At 68.6% G+C, this 17,000-nt stretch carries 13 protein-coding genes and 1 pseudogene; 10 read left to right on the forward strand and 4 right to left on the reverse strand.

The features are described 5' to 3' along the window. Positions 1 to 25: 25 nt before the first annotated feature. The 6 genes and pseudogenes from PcP3B5_RS17040 to PcP3B5_RS17065 all read left to right on the forward strand — a co-directional run. Positions 26 to 1,111, forward strand: coding sequence for an ABC transporter ATP-binding protein (locus PcP3B5_RS17040; RefSeq protein ID WP_061561946.1), 1,086 nt, complete (start codon positions 26 to 28; stop codon positions 1,109 to 1,111). A gap of 59 nt (positions 1,112 to 1,170) precedes the next feature. Further along, positions 1,171 to 2,286 carry an ABC transporter substrate-binding protein gene (locus PcP3B5_RS17045; protein ID WP_061561947.1) on the forward strand — a complete coding sequence of 372 codons (1,116 nt, stop codon included), beginning with the start codon at positions 1,171 to 1,173 and terminating at the stop codon, positions 2,284 to 2,286. 9 nt (positions 2,287 to 2,295) lie between these two features. Further along, positions 2,296 to 3,129 carry an ABC transporter permease gene (locus PcP3B5_RS17050; protein WP_043313331.1) on the forward strand — a complete coding sequence of 278 codons (834 nt, stop codon included), beginning with the start codon at positions 2,296 to 2,298 and terminating at the stop codon, positions 3,127 to 3,129. A 10-nt stretch (positions 3,130 to 3,139) separates the two neighbouring features. Continuing rightward, complete coding sequence (locus tag PcP3B5_RS17055) at positions 3,140 to 3,955, forward strand: ABC transporter permease (protein WP_058072229.1); 816 nt, start codon at positions 3,140 to 3,142, stop codon at positions 3,953 to 3,955. A gap of 585 nt (positions 3,956 to 4,540) precedes the next feature. Beyond that, on the forward strand, positions 4,541 to 5,866 hold the full coding sequence (locus PcP3B5_RS17060) for an alginate export family protein (protein ID WP_009622676.1): 1,326 nt from the start codon (positions 4,541 to 4,543) through the stop codon (positions 5,864 to 5,866). A gap of 291 nt (positions 5,867 to 6,157) precedes the next feature. Further along, a pseudogene (locus tag PcP3B5_RS17065) lies at positions 6,158 to 6,757 on the forward strand (methyl-accepting chemotaxis protein); the annotation flags it as partial. Here PcP3B5_RS17065 and qhpG read toward each other — a convergent pair. The 4 genes from qhpG to PcP3B5_RS17085 all read right to left on the reverse strand — a co-directional run bounded on the left by qhpG (position 6,758) and on the right by PcP3B5_RS17085 (position 12,581). After that, positions 6,758 to 8,065: a flavin-dependent monooxygenase QhpG gene (gene qhpG, locus PcP3B5_RS17070; RefSeq protein ID WP_061561948.1), complete on the reverse strand. Its 1,308-nt coding sequence runs from the start codon at positions 8,063 to 8,065 to the stop codon at positions 6,758 to 6,760. A gap of 220 nt (positions 8,066 to 8,285) precedes the next feature. Further along, positions 8,286 to 8,954 (reverse strand): subtilisin-like serine protease QhpE, encoded by a 669-nt coding sequence (gene qhpE / locus PcP3B5_RS17075; RefSeq protein WP_061561949.1) that lies wholly within the window; start codon positions 8,952 to 8,954, stop codon positions 8,286 to 8,288. After that, entirely contained in the window at positions 8,947 to 10,680 is a 1,734-nt protein-coding gene (locus tag PcP3B5_RS17080) for an ABC transporter ATP-binding protein (protein WP_061561950.1), read from the reverse strand. The genes qhpE and PcP3B5_RS17080 overlap by 8 nt, the downstream gene beginning before the upstream one ends. Further along, a complete protein-coding gene (locus tag PcP3B5_RS17085; RefSeq protein WP_145923912.1) occupies positions 10,680 to 12,581 on the reverse strand; it encodes a sigma-54-dependent Fis family transcriptional regulator in 1,902 nt (633 codons plus the stop codon). The genes PcP3B5_RS17080 and PcP3B5_RS17085 overlap by 1 nt, the downstream gene beginning before the upstream one ends. Positions 12,582 to 12,797: 216 nt before the next feature. Between PcP3B5_RS17085 and PcP3B5_RS17090 the strand changes: the two genes are divergently transcribed. The 4 genes from PcP3B5_RS17090 (at position 12,798) to PcP3B5_RS17105 (ending at position 16,976) form a co-directional block, all read left to right on the forward strand. Then, positions 12,798 to 13,190 carry a MerR family transcriptional regulator gene (locus tag PcP3B5_RS17090; RefSeq protein WP_009622686.1) on the forward strand — a complete coding sequence of 131 codons (393 nt, stop codon included), beginning with the start codon at positions 12,798 to 12,800 and terminating at the stop codon, positions 13,188 to 13,190. A gap of 43 nt (positions 13,191 to 13,233) precedes the next feature. Further along, the gene (locus PcP3B5_RS17095; RefSeq protein WP_058072986.1) at positions 13,234 to 14,397 is read left to right on the forward strand and encodes an isovaleryl-CoA dehydrogenase; all 1,164 of its coding nucleotides are present in this window, start codon (positions 13,234 to 13,236) and stop codon (positions 14,395 to 14,397) included. 85 nt (positions 14,398 to 14,482) lie between these two features. Beyond that, positions 14,483 to 16,090 (forward strand): carboxyl transferase domain-containing protein, encoded by a 1,608-nt coding sequence (locus PcP3B5_RS17100; protein ID WP_058072985.1) that lies wholly within the window; start codon positions 14,483 to 14,485, stop codon positions 16,088 to 16,090. An 88-nt stretch (positions 16,091 to 16,178) separates the two neighbouring features. Further along, the gene (locus tag PcP3B5_RS17105; protein ID WP_061561951.1) at positions 16,179 to 16,976 is read left to right on the forward strand and encodes a gamma-carboxygeranoyl-CoA hydratase; all 798 of its coding nucleotides are present in this window, start codon (positions 16,179 to 16,181) and stop codon (positions 16,974 to 16,976) included. Positions 16,977 to 17,000: the final 24 nt, after the last annotated feature.

Below are 17,000 nucleotides of genomic sequence, written 5' to 3' on the forward strand. Positions count from 1 at the left end.
ACAAGAATAAGACGAGGTGAATGCAGTGGAGCGACAGCCCCAACTTCGTGCCATCGACATCGGCAAGCGCTACGGCGATTTCCGCGCCCTGAGCGATGTGTCCATCGATATCCAGCAGGGCGAGTTCCTCACCCTCCTCGGCCCCTCCGGCTCCGGCAAGACCACCTTCCTGATGATCCTCGCCGGCTTCCAGGACCCGTCCAGCGGGCGCCTCGAAGCCCTCGGCCAGGACATCACCCGGCGCCCGGCGGAGAAGCGCAACTTCGGCATGGTGTTCCAGGGCTACGCGCTGTTCCCGCACATGAGCATCGACGACAACGTCGCCTTCCCGCTGAAAATCCGTGGCGTCAAAGCCGAGGAACGCAACCGCCGGGTGCGCCACATGCTCGAAGTGGTGGGCCTGGGCGAGCACCGCGGCAAGCGCCCCGGCGAGCTCTCCGGCGGCCAGCAGCAGCGCGTGGCCATCGCCCGCGCGCTGGTGTTCGAGCCGGACCTGCTGCTGCTCGACGAACCCCTCTCGGCGCTGGACAAGAACCTGCGCGAACAGCTGCAGGCCGAACTGCAGCGCATCCACCGCCAGGTCGGCACCACCTTCGTGTTCGTCACCCACGACCAGAACGAGGCCCTGGCGCTGTCCACCCGCATCGCCATCTTCAACCGCGGCCAGGTGGCGCAGATCGATACCCCGCAGGCCATCTACAACCAGCCCGCCAACCGCTTCGTCGCCGAGTTCCTAGGCAAGATGAACCTGTTCCCGCTGAGCCAGGTGGGCCGCGCCGGCGCCCTCGCCTGCGGGCGTTTCGGCGACGCCCAGCTGCACGCCGAACCCTCCGCCGCCCTGGACGCCGCCGCGCCGCTGCTGGCCGTGCGCCCCGAGCACATGCAGCTGCACAGCGCGCCGCCGCTGGTGCAAGGCCACAACGTGGTGCAGGCGGTGCTGACCACCAAGACCTACCAGGGCGCCAGCACCGAGCTGGGCCTGGCCACCGCCGCCGAGGGCGCGCTGCCCATGAGCCTGGCGGTGCACGCCGAGCACCAGGCCGCGCGCCTGGACCAGGGCGCCCGCGTGTGGCTGAGCTGGCCGATCGAGAAGAGCCTGCTGCTCGCCTGATTCCCGGGGCGCCCGCGCGCCCTCCCCCTTTTCGCCATCCCCGCCTGAGAGCTGCATTCATGTTCAACCCGCATCAGCAAGACTGCATCGAAGTCCTCATGGAAAAGGCCCACCGCGGGCAGATCGACCGCCGCACCTTCCTCAAGGGCATGGGCCTGCTGGCCGCCCTGCCCCTGGCGCTGCGCAGCGGCGTCAGCTTCGCCGCCGGCGACAAGCCGCTGGTGGTGGTGAACTGGGGCGGCGACGCCATCAAGGCGTTCGGCAAGGCCTGGACCGAGGGCTTTTCCAAGAGCACCGGCATCCCGGTGAAGATCGACGGCAGCGGCCCCACCGAGGGCGCCATCCGCACCCAGATGAGCAGCGGCCGGGTGAGCTGGGACGTGGTCGACGCGGAAAGCTCCATCCTGCAGAACCTGGGCAAGGAAAACCTGGTGGAGCCGATCGACTACAGCATTGTCTCGAAAGACAAGGTGCTGCCCGGCTTCGCCTACGAATACGGCATCGCCGACTACATGCTCAGCTACGTGATCGCCTACGACAGCGAGCGCTTCGGCGACAAGGCGCCGAAGACCTGGAAGGACTTCTGGGACGTGCAGGCCTTCCCCGGCAAGCGCACCCTGTACAAGTGGATGAACGGCATGCTGGAGGCCGCGCTGCTGGCCGACGGCGTGCCGGCGAACCAGCTCTACCCACTGGACGTGCCGCGCGCGCTGAAGAAGATCGACGAGCTCAAGCCGCACATCCTGGCCTTCTGGGGCTCGGGCGCCGAGACCCAGCAGTTGCTGATAGAGGGCGAGGTGAGCATGGGCGCCATCTGGAACACCCGCGCCCAGGTCATCACCGAGGACAGCGAGGGCCGCATCAAGTGGACCTTCGACAACGCCCTGCTGGGCTGCAGCAACTGGGGCGTGCTCAAGGGCAACCCGGCGGGCAAGGACGCGGCCATGCGCTTCATCGCCTACGCCCAGGACCCGCAATCCCAGGTGGAGCTGTTCAAGCTGTTCGGCAACGGCCCGGCCAACCCGGCCGCCGCCTCGCTGATCCCGGCCGACCGCAGGCACCTGAACTGCACCGACCCGGACAACCTGCCCAAGCAGATCATGCTCAGCCACGAGTGGTACACCGACCACTACGCGGTGGCCCTGGAGCAGTACCTGACCCACGTTTCCAAGTGAGGTGAGCCCATGGCGGAGAACCCCTCGAGGCTGAAGCTGGCCCTGCTGCTGGCGCCGCTGCCGCTGGTGCTGCTGCTGTTCTACGTGCTGCCCTTCGCCGGAGTGGTGGGCTGGAGCTTCAGCCTGCCCACCCCGGGCATCGAGCAGTACCAGCGCATCGCCAGCGACCCGGCGATCCACGACGTGCTCTGGCGCACCTTCCGCCTGTGCACCACGGTGAGCGTGGTGTCGCTGCTGATCGCCTACCTGATGGCCTACTGCTGGGTGTACAGCCCGCCGTTCTGGCAGCGCATGGTGGAAATCTGCGTGTTCATCCCCTTCTGGCTGTCGGTGCTGGTGCGCGCCTTCGGCTGGCTGATCGCCCTGCGCAGCAACGGCCTGCTCAACGGCTGGCTGCAGGCGCTGGGCATCATCAGCGAGCCCCTGCAGCTGACGCGCAACGAGCTGGGGGTGGTGATCGGCATGGTCCACTTCATGGTGCCCTTCGCGCTGTTCCCGCTGGTGTCGACCATGCGCCGCCTCGACCCGCGCGTGCTGCTGGCCGCCCGCGGCCTGGGCGCCGGGCAGCTGCGCACCTTCTGGAGCATCTTCGTGCCGCAGACCATCCCCGGCATCCTCGGCGCCTTCATCATCGTCTTCGTGTTCTGCCTGGGCTTCTTCATCACCCCGGCGATCCTCGGCGGCGGGCAAACGGTGATGGTGGCCGAGTACGTCTACCTGCAGATGTTCCAGACCAGCAACTGGGGCCTGGGCGCGGCGCTCTCGGTGGTGCTGCTGGCGCTGGTGGCCGGGCTGATCTGGGCGCTGCTGCGCATGACCCGCGTCGACAAGCTGGTGGGATAGGAGTCGCCGAATGAACGCACACGAAAGCCGCGCGCCGAGCCGCCTGCTCGCCGCCATGGCGATGATCTTCATGCTGTTCCCGCTGCTGGCGGTGATCCCGGTGTCCTTCACCGGCAAGCGCTTCCTGTCGATGCCCGACGGCAACTGGTCGCTGCGCCACTACAAGGCCCTGCTGGACAGCCCCGAGTGGCTCTCGGCGGTGGGCCAGAGCCTGGTGGTGGCCAGCGCCGCCTGCGTGGTCGCCACCGCCCTGGCGGTGAGCTTCGCCCTGGGCATCTGGTACCTGCGCTCGCGCTGGGCGGCGCTGCTGATCGGCCTGGTGCTGCTGCCCATGGCCATCCCGCCGATGATCTCGGCGATGGTCCTGTACTTCATGGAAACCACGGTGAGCAAGTTCGCCCCCGGCCTGGGCTACGACACCCTGTTCGGCCTGACCATCGCCCACATCGTGATGGTGGTGCCCTACGGCGTGGTGACCATGCTGGTGGCCCTGAGCCAACTGGACCGGCGCATCGAACTGGCCGCGCGCAACCTCGGCGCCAGCCTGGCGCAGACCACCTTCCTGGTGGTGCTGCCGAACCTCAAGCTGGGCGTGGCCAGCACCGCGCTGCTGTGCTTCGCACTGAGCTGGGAAGAGATCGCGGTGACGCTGTTCGTCACCAGCACCGAGGTCAACACCCTGCCGCGGCAGATCTGGTCCGGCCTGCGCGACAACATCGACCCGGCGGTGGCGGCCATCTCGGTGCTGCTGATCGCCCTCACCCTCCTCGCCCTGCTCGGCCGCATGCTCGCCGGGCGCGCCGCCGCCAAGCCGGCCGGGCACTGAGCAGCCAAGCCGGCGGCGTTGTCCGGGGGATTGTCGGCGCCCCGGACAGCGCCGCCGGCCTGGTTCACCTACAGGCACCACGGTGCCGCCCGTATGGTAGGAGCAACTGTCTTGCCGGCTGCGCCAAGGCGCTTTTTGTAGGATGGGTTGAGCCTTGGCGAAACCCATGCGGTCGTGGTGATGGGTATCGCTTCGCTCAACGCCATCCTACGGGTCTTGTGTTTGCCGGAGGGCGTAGGAGCGGACCTTGTCCGCGATAGCCGGGAACTCCGGCGCGGTTCGCGGATGAGATCCGCTCCTACGCTGCGCCATTCACGCCATTCCCATGTAGGAGCGCGCCCTGCGCGCGAATCGCAGGCAGGGCCTGCTCCTACAGGTTTCCGTGAGGCACTCGCCCTGCATCCCGCCACCTGCGCCGAGATGCTTCTCGTAGGATGTTTCCCTTGCAGCCGAAGCGGGCTCCGTCCGCGATCTGGCAAGCACATCCAAGCACTTGGCAGACAGGCACAAGGCCAGCAGCGCCCATGGCCTTAGCATCCCAGGCAGTTTCGTCCCCTGCCAACAATAACGATACGGATGCACGCCATGACCCGATCCACCGTCCTGCGCCCGACGCTGCTCGCCCTGCTGATCGCGGGCAGCGGCCAGGCCAGCGCCTATTCGCTGTATTCCACCGACGACACCCACCTCAACGCCGACCTCACCGCGGTCTATGCGCTGCTGCACAGCCAGGAGAACTACGCGCAAAGCGGCACCAAGGACAAAGGCTCGTCCTATTGGCAGGAAGGCTTCATCAAGTACGGCCTCAGCGGCGACCAGCGCCTGGGCGGCGCCGGCAGCGTGTATGGCGCCTTCGCCCTGCTCAGCTCGGCGACCTGGGGCGATGGCGACGCCGCCGGCTTCACCGACGGCTCCGAGCGCACCACCAAGATCGAGGACGCCTACCTGGGCTGGCGCTCGGGCACGCTGTTCCCGGTGCTGGGCGAGGACGGCATCGACTTCTCCTTCGGCCGCCAGAACATCGTGGTCGGCGACGGCTTCCTGATCAACGGCGACGCCCTCAACTTCGGCAATGGCCTGGCCGACGGCATGTTCGACCGCGGCGGCGCCTACTACCTGGCCGGCCGCCGCAGCTTCGACGAGACCGCGGTGCTGCGCATCGGCGGCAAGCAGGGTTGGCGCGGCGACATCATGCGCCTGAAGTCCGACAACCCGGCCCAGGCCAAGCCCGAGCTGTACGTCGGCACCCTGGAGCACGTCAGTGACGCCGGCACCCTGGGCCTGACCTACATCGACGTCACCGACATCGACGAGCAGTACGCCTCCCCCGCCCAGCTCGACCGCAAGGACATGAAGACCTACAGCCTGCGCGGCCAGGGCAACGCCGGCGTGGAGAACCTGTTCCTCTCCGGCGAGTACGCCTGGCAGGACAAGCGCCACGCCGACGACGAGAACGCCTGGTACCTGGAGGCCGGCTGGACCTTCGCCGACGCCGCCTGGAAGCCCTACGTCAGCTACCGCTTCAGCCGCTTCTCCGAAGGCTTCGATCCGCTGTTCTACGGCTTCAGCCGCGGCTTCGGCACCTGGTTCCAGGGTGAGGTGGCGGGCAACTACTCCGGCCCCTTCAACAGCAACACCCGCGTCCACAACGTCGGTGCCAAAATCCAGCCGACGGAGACCTTCGACGTCGGCCTGCAATGGTTCCGCTTCGACACCATCGACAAGGACCTGGGCAACCTCGGCGGCCACGAGATCGACCTGTACGCCGACTGGACCGTCAGCCCGCACCTGACCATCACCCCGCTGGTCGGCGTGTACAAGCCGAAGAAGAGCGCCGAGCAAGGCGGCACCCAGATCGGCGGCAACGACGACAACCTCTACACCCAGCTGATCTTCACCAGCACCTTCTAAGCCACAAGCCACGAACCCGCCTCCGCGCCACCGCCGGCCCCCATCCCGGCGGTGGCGCGCCGGCGGGTTTCGCGGTTTCCAGGGAGGCCTCCCATGCGCAGCATCCACTCCACCCTCCAGGGCCGCATCACCTGGCTCGCCGGCCTGTGCCTGCTGGGCATCGCCGCCACCCTGATCGGCCTGTCGCTGTACCAGGCACGCCAGGACAGCCAGGTGATCGCCGACGACAGCGGCAAGCTGTTCGCCGGGGCCGAGCGCGCCAGCCAGCAGGGCTACGCCACCATCGAGGCCACCAGCGCCGGCATCGATGCCCTGGCCGGCGACATGAACCAGGCCATGGGCGAGCTGCAGAACCTGGCCAGCAGCAACGAGCAGATCGGCGCGATCTTGGAAGTGATCCAGAGCATCGCCGCGCAGACCAACCTGCTGGCGCTCAACGCCGCCATCGAGGCGGCGCGGGCCGGCGAGTCCGGGCGCGGCTTCGCCGTGGTCGCCGACGAGGTGCGCGGCCTGGCCAGGCGCACCCAGGATTCGGTGGAGGAGATTCGCGGGGTGATCGAGAACCTGCAGGCGCGCAGCCTGTCGGTGGCCGACGCCATGCACAGCAGCTACCGCCAGGCGCAGGACAATGTGCAGCAGGCGCGCCAGGCGATAGACGCGCTGCAACGCATCACCGGCGCGGTGAACCTGATCAGCGACATGAACCTGCAGATCGCCAGCGCCGCCGAGGAGCAGAGCAGCGTGGCCGAGGAGATCGGCCGCAACATAGGCGCCATCCGCGACGTGACCCAGGCCCTGTCGGACCAGGCCGAGCGCTCGGCGCACCTGAGCCAGCAGCTGAACCACAGCGCCGAGCAGCAGCACCGCCTGGTGCAGCAGTTCAAGGCCTGATCAGCGCGGGCGGTAGCCCTGGCTCAGCAGCCAGCCCTGGAAGATGCGCCGCTGCTGTTCCGGCAGCGCGGCCAGCACCTGCGCCTGCGGTTCGCTGCGCAGGCGCCGCAGCCAGGGCGCCAGCTCCAGGCCCTGCAGGTGCCAGATGCCCAGGGGCTGGTCGGGGCTGACCACCACCTCGGCCTCGTCCACCAGGCCGTCGCGCAACACCGGGGCGCGCTCGATGCGCAGGGCCTCGAAGTCCGCCCGGGCGTGGCTGGGCACCGCGTCCGGCCAGGCGCGGCGGGCCTGCCAGAAGGGCTGGTCGGGCCATTGTTTTTCTTCGGCGTAGAAGTCGCGGCCGACGCGGGCGAAGCGCAGGAACAGCTGCTCCACCCGGCGCTGGTGGAAGCGCTTGGCCAACTCGGCGCGCTGCGGGGCGCGCAACAGCGTGTTGATGACAGCAGGGGCCTGCAACGCCGAGGACAGCGACTGGAAGATGCCGTTGCCGGACAGCGGGTCCACCGCCATGGCCGCGTCGCCCACGCGAATCCAGTTCTCGCCGCAGGCCTCCAGGCAGAGGATCGGCGTGCTGCTGCGGGCGTGCAGTTCCAGGTCCTGTTCGGGGTGGCCGCCGAAGAATGCCTGGCTGAGCGCGGAGCGCTGGCGGCGTTCGCGGCAGTAGTCGAGTAGCTGTTCCTTGGGCGGCAGCGCGCTGCTGGCCACGTCCAGGGTCAGTTGCCAGTAGCAGCGCCCGTCGGCCAGCCGCGCCATCCACGCCCAGCCGCCGGCCAGGCTCTGCACCGCGCTGGCCACCGGCCCCGGCGCGCCCTGCCAGCGACTGAGCAGGCTGAGGGTTTCCGGGCCGCGACGGGCCTTGCCGGCTCTCTGGTTCAGCGGCGCCTGGCGGCCGCGGGCTTCGACCAGGAAGGGGGTGTGCAGGTACTGGCCACTTTCCAGGCGCACGTGGTGGCCCGTGGCGTCGGATTCCACACCGAGCACGCGGTCTTCCAGCACTTGGATGCCGGCGTCATGCAGGTCCTGGCGCAGGCCCTGGTCGAACAGTGGGCGGTCGAGGATGAATTCGATGTTCTGCGCGCTTTCGCTGCCGTTCCAGTTCACCCGGCGTTGCGAAGGCGGCGCGGAGCAGGCAAGGGCGTGGTCGAGGCCGGCATGGCGCAGGCCGTCGAGGACGCGCTGGGAGACGCCTTCGACGGCGGCGAAGCGGCGCCATTCGCTGATGACGGTGACGGGGTGGCCGAGGCGGTGGAGGCCGATGGCGGTGGCCGCTCCGGCGGGGCCGGCGCCGAGGATCAGGATTGGGGGCATGGGGGTGTTCGCTGGGGGGGTTGGTGTTGGCTGTGGGGCCGTGCCCTCTCCCCAGCCCTCTCCCTGAAGGGAGAGGGAGCCGTTCGGTGCGAGCTTGAATTCCGAGTCATCCTGCTGCTCCGACGTGGCCGGCGGAATGTCGAACCTCGCCGCCGCTCCGTACAGTCCCCTCTCCCTTCAGGGAGAGGGTTAGGGAGAGGGAAAGGAACCCAACCCCCACTCATAAGCTCACCTTCCGCTCGATCCCCTTGTACACAGCCCCCTCACGCATCAACGCCAACAATTCTTCATTCGACAACGCCGGCCGCTCCCCCAGCAAAGCCGCCACGTGCCCACAAAAAGCCGCACACCCCAAACTCGCCCCCGCCTGTCCCCCAACCCGCACAGCCGCCCCGAAATCCGCCTGCGCACTCCCCAGCCAAGACCACTCTCCCTCGCCACACCGCGCATCCCCGGTCACCCGCACCACCCCCGTATAGGCCGCCGGAAACACCGGCTTGCCCCGCGCCGGGCTCGACGCGCAGACCAGAACGCCCGCCTCCACCAGTTCGGCGACGGCCTCGCGGAGGATCGGCCGATCCTGGCGCACACCCAGACTCAGGTTGACCACGCGCGCACCCTGCCCGCCCAGCCATTGCAACGCGGCCGCGATCTGCAACGGGCTGGTCACACCGCGACCGTCGAACACCTGGGCCACGCTGAAGCGTGCTTGCGGCGCACGGGAAAGCACTGCCTGGATCACCGCCGAGCCATGACCCAAAACATCAGCCGCCAGTGGCAATCGGTCCACTCCCTCATCGGCCAGACAGAAACGCTGCCCGGCCACCACGCAACCCGCCTGCTCCACGGCATGGCCGCTGTCGACCACTCCTACCCGCACCTCAACCACCCTGCCCTCCCACGGCCACCAGTGGCACCTCGCGCACGCTCAGTTGGCCGTCCTGCAGCTCCAGGCGCAGGTCGGCCTCGGCCAATGTCGAGGGGCGGTGGCTGACGAGGATGCGCGTGCGCCCGGCGAACAGCCGGTCGATGGCGGCTATCACCTCGCGCTCGGTGCTTTCGTCCACCTGCGAGGTGGCTTCGTCGAGGATCAGCACCAGCGGGTCCTGCAGCAGCGCGCGGGCGATGGCGATGCGCTGCTTTTGCCCGCCGGACAATTGCTGGCCGCGCTCGCCCAGGGGGCTGTCGAGGCCTTCGGGCAGGCTGGCTATCAGGCCGTCCAGCTGGGCCAGGGTCGCCACCCTTTCGATCTCCTCGCGGCTGACGTGGGGCGCGCTGTACGACAGGTTGTCGGCCAGGCTGCCGCGGAACAGCACCAGCTCCTGGCTGACCACGGCGATGCGCCGGCGCAGTTCGAACAGGTCCAGCTCGCGCAAGTCCACGCCGTCCAGCAGGATGCGCCCCTGGTCGGGGTCGTAGAAGCGTTGCAGCAGGTCGGTCAGGGTCGACTTGCCGACGCCCGAGGGCCCGCTCAGCGCCACCTTGCGCCCGGCCGGGATGCAGGCGTCCACCTGGTCCAGCAAGGGCTGGCTACGGCCGGCGTGGTTGAAGCTCACACCCTCCAAACGCAGTTCGCCGACGTTCGGCATCGGCCTGGGCTGCGCCGGCGACACCACGCCCGGCGCTTCGCCGCGCAGTTCCATCACCCGGCCCAGGCTGACGGTCATGCGTTGCAGCGCCACGTACAGGCCGAGCAGGCTCTGCACCGGGCCGATGGCCATGCCCAGGTAGGTGGAGAAGGCGATCAGCGAGCCCAGTTGCCAGGTGCCCTGCACTACCCAGTAGCCGCCGACCAGGAAGGCGCAGGCGCGCGACAGCGACATCAGCGTCCCCGGCAGCGCCTGGGTGAAGAACTCGGTCAGTTGCAGGCGCAACAACTGGCCCAGATAGCCTTGCCCCAGCCCCTCCAGGCGTTGCGCCTCGCGGTCCTGCTGGCCGGCGGACTGGATGAATTTCATCGCCGGCAGGGTCTCGACGAAGAACGACGACAGGTCGGCCGAACGTTCGCGCAGCTGGCGCGCCTCGCGCTCGACCTTCTTGCGCATCCAGCGCAGCCAGAGCACGTCCAGCGGGATCAGCACGGCGACCAGCAGCGACAGTTGCCAACTCAGCGTCAGCAGCAACGCCAGCGAGCCGACCAGGCCGATCACCGCGGACACCGCGGAGAACAGCGAGTCCACCGCGAAGCGCTGGATTTCGGCGACATCGCCGTCCAGCCGCGACATCAGGTCGCCGATGCGGCGGCGGGCGAAGAAGGTCGGCGAGAGGCTTTGCAGGTGGCGGTACAGCGCGTCGCGCAGGGCGAACAGGATGCGCCCGGACAGCCGCGTGTGCAGGTAGCGGTTGAGCCCCGACAGCACGGTGCCGACCAGCCCGACCACGATCATCACCCCGGCCAGCAGCGCCAGCAGGGGGAAGTCGCGGGCCAGCAGGCCGTCGTCGATCAGCAGCTTGGTCAGCCAGGGTTGCGCCAGGGCCAGCAGCGAGGCGCACAAGGCCAGGCCGAGCAGGCCGAGGATGGCCAGGCGCTGCGGGCGGACGAAGCCGTACAGCCAGTGCAGCGCCTCCTTGAGGGCCTTGGGGTCGTCGCTGTCGATCAGGCGGGTGAAGAACATCAGCCGCCCTTCAGTTGCTTGAGCTTGCGGTACAGGGTGGCGCGGCTGATGCCCAGGGCGTCGGCGGCCGCCGAGACGTTGCCCTGGTGGCGGTCCAGGGCCTGGCGGATCAGCTCCATCTCGGTCTCGCGGATGCGCCCGCAGGGCTGCCGCTCGCCAGCGGCGAGTTCTTCCAGAGTGCTGTCCGGCAGGTGTTCCAGGCCCAGGGTGTTTTCGCCCGGCTCGCGCATGGCCAGGGCGGTGCGCAGCACCATTTCCAGCTGGCGGATGTTGCCCGGCCAGTGGTAGTCGGCCAGCAGCGCGAAGAGTTCGTCGTCCAGCCGCGCCTCGGGCGCGCCCAGCTTGGCCAGCAGGCCCTGGGCCAGCTGGCCGAGGTCGTCGCGCTCGCGCAGGGCCGGCAGGCGCACGCTGATGCCGTTGACGCGGTAGTAGAGGTCTTCGCGGAAGTGCTTCTCTTCCACCTGGCGCTTGAGGTCGCGGTGGGTGGCGCAGATCAGCGCCACGTCTATGTCCTGCTCCTCGCCCGCGCCCAGCGGCGCCACCTTGCGCTCCTGCAGCACGCGCAGCAGGCGGGCCTGCAGGGCCAGGGGCATGTCGCCGATCTCGTCGAGGAACAGGGTGCCGCCGTGGGCCTGTTGCAGGCGGCCGACCATGCCGCCGCGGCGCGAGCCGGTGAAGGCGCCCTCGCGGTAGCCGAACAGTTCGGATTCGATCAGCCCTTCGGGGATGGCCGCGCAGTTCACCGCGATGAACGGCTTGCCGGAGCGCGCACTGCTCTGGTGCAGGGCGCGCGCCACCACTTCCTTGCCGCTGCCGGTCTCGCCCAGCAGCAGCACCGGCAGTTCGTTCAGCAGGCCCTGGCGGGCCATGCGCAAAGCGCGGGCGTAGCGCGGGTTGCCACCGGCCAGGGCTTCCAGATCCGGCGCGGCCGGGGCCGGGCGCTGCGGCTGGCGCGCCGGCACCGACACCGCGCTGGCGCGCAGCGGCGCCTGCAGCACCTTGTAGAAGAACTCGCCCTTGGCCGTCTGCAGGCTGCCCAGGGCGCCGGATTGCAGGCGCGCGAGCAGTTGCTCGCCCCTGGCGCCCAGCAGGTCTTCGCAGCGGCGCCCGACCAGCGTCTCGCGCGGCGCGCCGAGCAACTGGCAGGCCGGCGTGCTGAGGGCCAGGATGCGGCCCTCCAGGCTCAGCGCCAGCAGGCCCTGCCAGGGCGAATCCAGATACTGGCGGCGGCTGTGGAAGGACAGCACCACCTGCCCCGGGAAGCTGGCGGCGAACAACCGTTCCTCGATCTGCACCGCGGCGCGGTTGAGCAGGCTGAGGCTTTCCACCGGGCCGGCCAGGGGGCCTTCGCGGGTCAGGTCGAGCACGCCGAGCAGGTTGCCCTGGGGGCAACTGATGGGCACGGAGGTGCAGGAGAAGCGGCTGAGCCGCTCCAGGTAGTGCTCGCCGCAGTCGATCTGGGTGGCGCGGCCTTCCACCAGGGCGGTGCCCAGGGCGTTGGTGCCGCGCGCGGCCTCGCTCCAGCAGGCGCCCGGGGCGATGTCTTCCAGGCCGATGCGGCGCATGCGCTCGTGGGCGCCGGCCACCGAGACGATGGTGGCGTCGGCGTTGGCCAGGATCACCAGGGCGTCGTGGCCCTGGCGCTGGCGCAGGAAGTCCAGTTCGGGGGTGGCGGCGTCGAGCAGCAGGCGGTTGTTCTCCAGCAGCAGCTCGATGCCGGCGCGGTTGTCCAGCTCCTGGTCGTTGCCGCTGCCGCAGTCCAGGCCGTGGCCCAGGCTGCGCCGCCAGGAGGCGTCGATTTCCTCGCGCAGCACGCCGGCGGGTAGCTCGCCCTCGCGCTGCAGGCGTTCGCGGGCCCGGTGGGCCTCGCGCAGCAGGTCGCTGCCTATTGTTCTTGTCATGTCGATCTCGGCTCCGCTTGCCCGCGCGGTGCGTTGCCGCGCGGGACGTCAGGCTGGTCAGGGACTGTCTACACCCGTCCTCCCCTTCAGTAAAGAGGACTCCCGGTTGCCCGGCAACGCACGCAATTAGCGGGCCAGCCGGTCGGCGGCGAAGTGATTGACAGTCCCTCGACGCAGGTTTACGTTAACGTAAAGGTAAACGAACGAGCAAGCCCGATGCCGACCACCTACAGCATTTCCGACCTGGCCCGCGAACTGGACGTGACCACCCGCGCCATCCGCTTCTACGAGGAGCAGGGCATGCTCAGCCCCGAGCGCCGCGGCCAGGAACGCATCTACAGCCCCAAGGACCTGGTGGCGCTGAAGCTGATCCTGCGCGGCAAGCGCATCGGCTTCTCGCTGGCCGAGTGCAAGGAGCTGATCGACCTCTACGACCCCAGCAGCGGCAACCGCAAGCAGCTCGAGACCTTCATGGGCAAGATCGCCGCACGCCGCGCGCAGCTGGAGCAGCAGCTGCTCGACATCGAGCAGATGAAGCTGGAACTGGACACGGCCGAGGAGCGCTGCCTGGCGGCCCTGGCCGAGACCGAGAAGAAACAGCGCGCCTGAGCGCGCCCTACCCTTATCCAAGTACAAGAAAGCAGGTGCAACCATGAGCTACCCGTCCCTCAACTTCGGCCTCGGCGAAACCATCGACATGCTCCGCGAGCAGGTGCAGGGCTTCGTCGCCAGCGAACTGGCCCCGCGCGCCGCGCAGATCGACGCCGACAACCTGTTCCCCATGGACATGTGGAAGAAGTTCGGCGACATGGGCCTGCTCGGCATCACCGTCAGCGAGGAATACGGCGGCGCCAACATGGGCTACCTGGCCCACGTCATCGCCATCGAGGAGATCAGCCGCGGCTCGGCCTCGGTCGGCCTGTCCTACGGCGCGCACTCCAACCTGTGCGTCAACCAGATCAAGCGCAACGGCAATGCCGAACAGAAAGCCAAGTACCTGCCCAAGCTGATCAGCGGCGAGCACGTCGGCGCGCTGGCCATGAGCGAGCCCAATGCCGGTTCCGACGTGGTCTCCATGAAGCTGCGCGCCGAGAAGCGCGGCGACCGCTTCGTGCTCAACGGCAGCAAGACCTGGATCACCAACGGCCCGGACGCCAACACCTACGTGATCTACGCCAAGACCGAGCCGGAAAAGGGCGCGCACGGCATCACCGCGTTCATCGTCGAGCGCGACTGGAAGGGCTTCAGCCGCGGCAACAAGTTCGACAAGCTGGGCATGCGCGGCTCGAACACCTGCGAGCTGTTCTTCGATGACGTGGAAGTGCCGGAAGAGAACGTGCTGGGCGCGGTCAACGGCGGCGTCAAGGTGCTGATGAGCGGCCTGGACTACGAGCGCGTGGTTCTTGCTGGTGGCCCGATCGGCATCATGCAGGCGTGCATGGACGTGATCGTCCCCTACATCCACGACCGCAAGCAGTTCGGCCAGAGCATCGGCGAGTTCCAGCTGATCCAGGGCAAGGTCGCCGACATGTACACCCAGCTCAACGCCAGCCGCGCCTACCTGTACGCGGTGGCCCAGGCCTGCGACCGCGGCGAGACCACCCGCAAGGACGCCGCCGGGGTGATCCTCTACACCGCCGAGCGCGCGACGCAAATGGCCCTGGACGCCATCCAGATCCTCGGCGGCAACGGCTACATCAACGAGTTCCCCACCGGCCGCCTGCTGCGCGACGCCAAGCTCTACGAGATCGGCGCCGGCACCAGCGAGATCCGTCGGATGTTGATTGGGCGCGAGCTCTTTAACGAAACCAAATAAGCCTGAAGCTAGAAGCTTGAGGCTGGAAGCAAGAGCTCTTCGCTTCCGGCTTTCAGCTTCCGGCTTCCAGCTCGCGGAGCCTCCAATGACCATCCTTAGCACCCAGATCAACCCGCGCTCCCCCGAATACGCCGCCAACGCCGCGAGCATGCTGGAGAGCGTCCAGGACCTGCGCGCCCTGCTCGGCCGCGTGCATGAAGGCGGCGGCGCCGCTGCCCAGGCCAAGCACAGCGCGCGCGGCAAGCTGCTGGTGCGCGAGCGCATCAACCGCCTGCTCGACGCCGGCTCGCCGTTCCTCGAAGTCTCCGCCCTGGCCGCCCACGAGGTGTACGGCGAGGACGTGGCCGCCGCCGGCGTAGTCGCCGGCATCGGCCGCGTGGAAGGAGTGGAATGCATGATCGTCGGCAACGACGCCACGGTGAAGGGCGGCAGCTACTACCCGCTGACCGTGAAGAAGCACCTGCGCGCCCAGGCCATCGCCCAGCAGAACCGCCTGCCGTGCATCTATCTGGTAGACTCCGGCGGCGCCAACCTGCCGCGCCAGGACGAGGTGTTCCCCGACCGCGAGCACTTCGGGCGGATCTTCTTCAACCAGGCCAACATGAGCGCCCAGGGCATCCCGCAGATCGCCGTGGTGATGGGCTCGTGCACCGCCGGCGGCGCCTACGTGCCGGCGATGAGCGACGAGACCATCATGGTCCGCGAGCAGGCCACCATCTTCCTCGCCGGCCCGCCGCTGGTGAAGGCCGCCACCGGCGAGGTGGTCAGCGCCGAGGACCTCGGCGGCGCCGACGTGCACTGCAAGACCAGCGGCGTGGCCGACCACTACGCCGAGGACGACGAGCACGCCCTGGCCATCGCCCGCCGCTGCATCGCCAACCTCAACTGGACCAAGCAGGGCAAGCTCAACACCCTGCCCCCGCGCGCGCCGCTGTACCCGGCCGAGGAGCTGTACGGAGTGATTCCGGTGGACAGCAAGCAGCCCTTCGACGTGCGCGAGATCATTGCCCGCCTGGTGGACGGCAGCGAGTTCGACGAGTTCAAGGCGCTGTTCGGCACCACCCTGGTGTGCGGCTTCGCCCACCTGCACGGCTACCCCATCGCCATCCTGGCGAACAACGGCATCCTCTTCGCCGAGGCCGCGCAGAAAGGCGCGCACTTCATCGAACTGGCCTGCCAGCGCGGCATCCCGCTGCTGTTCCTGCAGAACATCACCGGCTTCATGGTCGGCCAGAAGTACGAGGCCGGCGGCATCGCCAAGCACGGCGCCAAGCTGGTCACCGCGGTGGCCTGCGCCCAGGTGCCGAAGTTCACCGTGATCATCGGCGGCAGCTTCGGCGCCGGCAACTACGGCATGTGCGGCCGCGCCTACGACCCGCGCTTCCTGTGGATGTGGCCCAACGCGCGGATCGGCGTGATGGGCGGCGAGCAGGCCGCGGGCGTCTTGGCCCAGGTCAAGCGCGAGCAGGCCGAGCGCGCCGGCAATACGCTGAGCGCCGAGGAAGAAGCGAAGATCAAGGCGCCGATCCTCGCCCAGTACGAGCGCCAGGGGCACCCCTACTACTCCAGCGCGCGGCTGTGGGACGACGGCGTGATCGACCCAGCTCAGACCCGCGAAGTGCTTGCCCTGGCCCTGTCCGCCTCGCTCAACGCGCCTATCGAGCCGACCCGCTTCGGCGTATTCAGGATGTAAGAAAGCTGGAAGCTTGAAGCCGGAAGCTGGAAGTCGCGCGGCTTTCGCTTCCAGCTTCCAGCTTTCGGCTTCCAGCCAGGAAACGACCATGCCTACTTACGAAAACATCCAGCTAGAGAAAGACGACCGCGGCGTCGCCACCCTGTGGCTGAACCGCCCGGACAAGAACAACGCCTTCAACGCCGCCACCATCGCCGAGCTGATCCGGGCGCTGGACCAGGTGGCCGACGACGCCGAAGTGCGCCTGCTGGTGCTGCGCGGCCGCGGCAGGCACTTCTGCGGCGGCGCCGACCTGGCCTGGATGCAGGAGGCGGTGAAGCTTGACTACCAGGGCAACCTCGCCGACGCCCAGCAACTGGCCGAGCTGCTGAACAACCTGCACCTGCTGAAGAAACCGACCCTGGCCGTAGTCCAGGGCGCGGCCTTCGGCGGCGGCGTGGGCCTGGTGGCCTGCTGCGACATGGCCCTGGGCAGCGAGCAGGCGCAGTTCTGCCTGTCGGAAGTGCGCATCGGGCTGATCCCGGCGACCATCGGGCCCTTCGTGACCAAGGCCATCGGCCAGCGCGCGGCCACCCGCTACGCCCTCACCGCCGAGCGCTTCGACGGCGCCCGCGCCCGCGAGCTGGGCCTGCTGGACGAGTGCTACGCCGCCGAGGAACTGGAGGAGAAGGTCGAGGCCTGGGTCGCCAACCTGCTGTGCAATTCCCCTTGCGCCCTAATGGCTTGCAAGGCGCTGTTCCAGGAGATCGGCAGCGGTGAATTGAGCCCCAACCTGCGCCGCTACACCGAGGCCGCCATCGCCCGCATCCGCATCAGCCCCGAGGGCCAGGAAGGGCTGCACGCCTTCCTCGAGAAACGCAAACCGAAATGGCAGAAGAGCAGCTAGAAGCTTGAAGCTAGAAGCTAGAAG

Origin of the sequence: Pseudomonas citronellolis (genome assembly GCF_001586155.1) — a bacterium.
In the GTDB taxonomy this organism is placed as follows: domain Bacteria; phylum Pseudomonadota; class Gammaproteobacteria; order Pseudomonadales; family Pseudomonadaceae; genus Pseudomonas; species Pseudomonas citronellolis.

What these genes read in the sequence shown, in the direction of transcription:
- PcP3B5_RS17100 (WP_058072985.1), top strand. Translation starts at nt 14,483, where the DNA reads ATGACCATCCTTAGCACCCAGATCAACCCGCGCTCCCCCGAATACGCC.
- PcP3B5_RS17050 (WP_043313331.1), top strand. Translation starts at nt 2,296, where the DNA reads ATGGCGGAGAACCCCTCGAGGCTGAAGCTGGCCCTGCTGCTGGCGCCG.
- PcP3B5_RS17080 (WP_061561950.1), bottom strand. Translation starts at nt 10,680, where the DNA reads ATGTTCTTCACCCGCCTGATCGACAGCGACGACCCCAAGGCCCTCAAG.
- qhpG (WP_061561948.1), bottom strand. Translation starts at nt 8,065, where the DNA reads ATGCCCCCAATCCTGATCCTCGGCGCCGGCCCCGCCGGAGCGGCCACC.
- PcP3B5_RS17055 (WP_058072229.1), top strand. Translation starts at nt 3,140, where the DNA reads ATGAACGCACACGAAAGCCGCGCGCCGAGCCGCCTGCTCGCCGCCATG.
- PcP3B5_RS17105 (WP_061561951.1), top strand. Translation starts at nt 16,179, where the DNA reads ATGCCTACTTACGAAAACATCCAGCTAGAGAAAGACGACCGCGGCGTC.
- PcP3B5_RS17090 (WP_009622686.1), top strand. Translation starts at nt 12,798, where the DNA reads ATGCCGACCACCTACAGCATTTCCGACCTGGCCCGCGAACTGGACGTG.
- PcP3B5_RS17060 (WP_009622676.1), top strand. Translation starts at nt 4,541, where the DNA reads ATGACCCGATCCACCGTCCTGCGCCCGACGCTGCTCGCCCTGCTGATC.
- PcP3B5_RS17095 (WP_058072986.1), top strand. Translation starts at nt 13,234, where the DNA reads ATGAGCTACCCGTCCCTCAACTTCGGCCTCGGCGAAACCATCGACATG.
- PcP3B5_RS17045 (WP_061561947.1), top strand. Translation starts at nt 1,171, where the DNA reads ATGTTCAACCCGCATCAGCAAGACTGCATCGAAGTCCTCATGGAAAAG.
- PcP3B5_RS17085 (WP_145923912.1), bottom strand. Translation starts at nt 12,581, where the DNA reads ATGACAAGAACAATAGGCAGCGACCTGCTGCGCGAGGCCCACCGGGCC.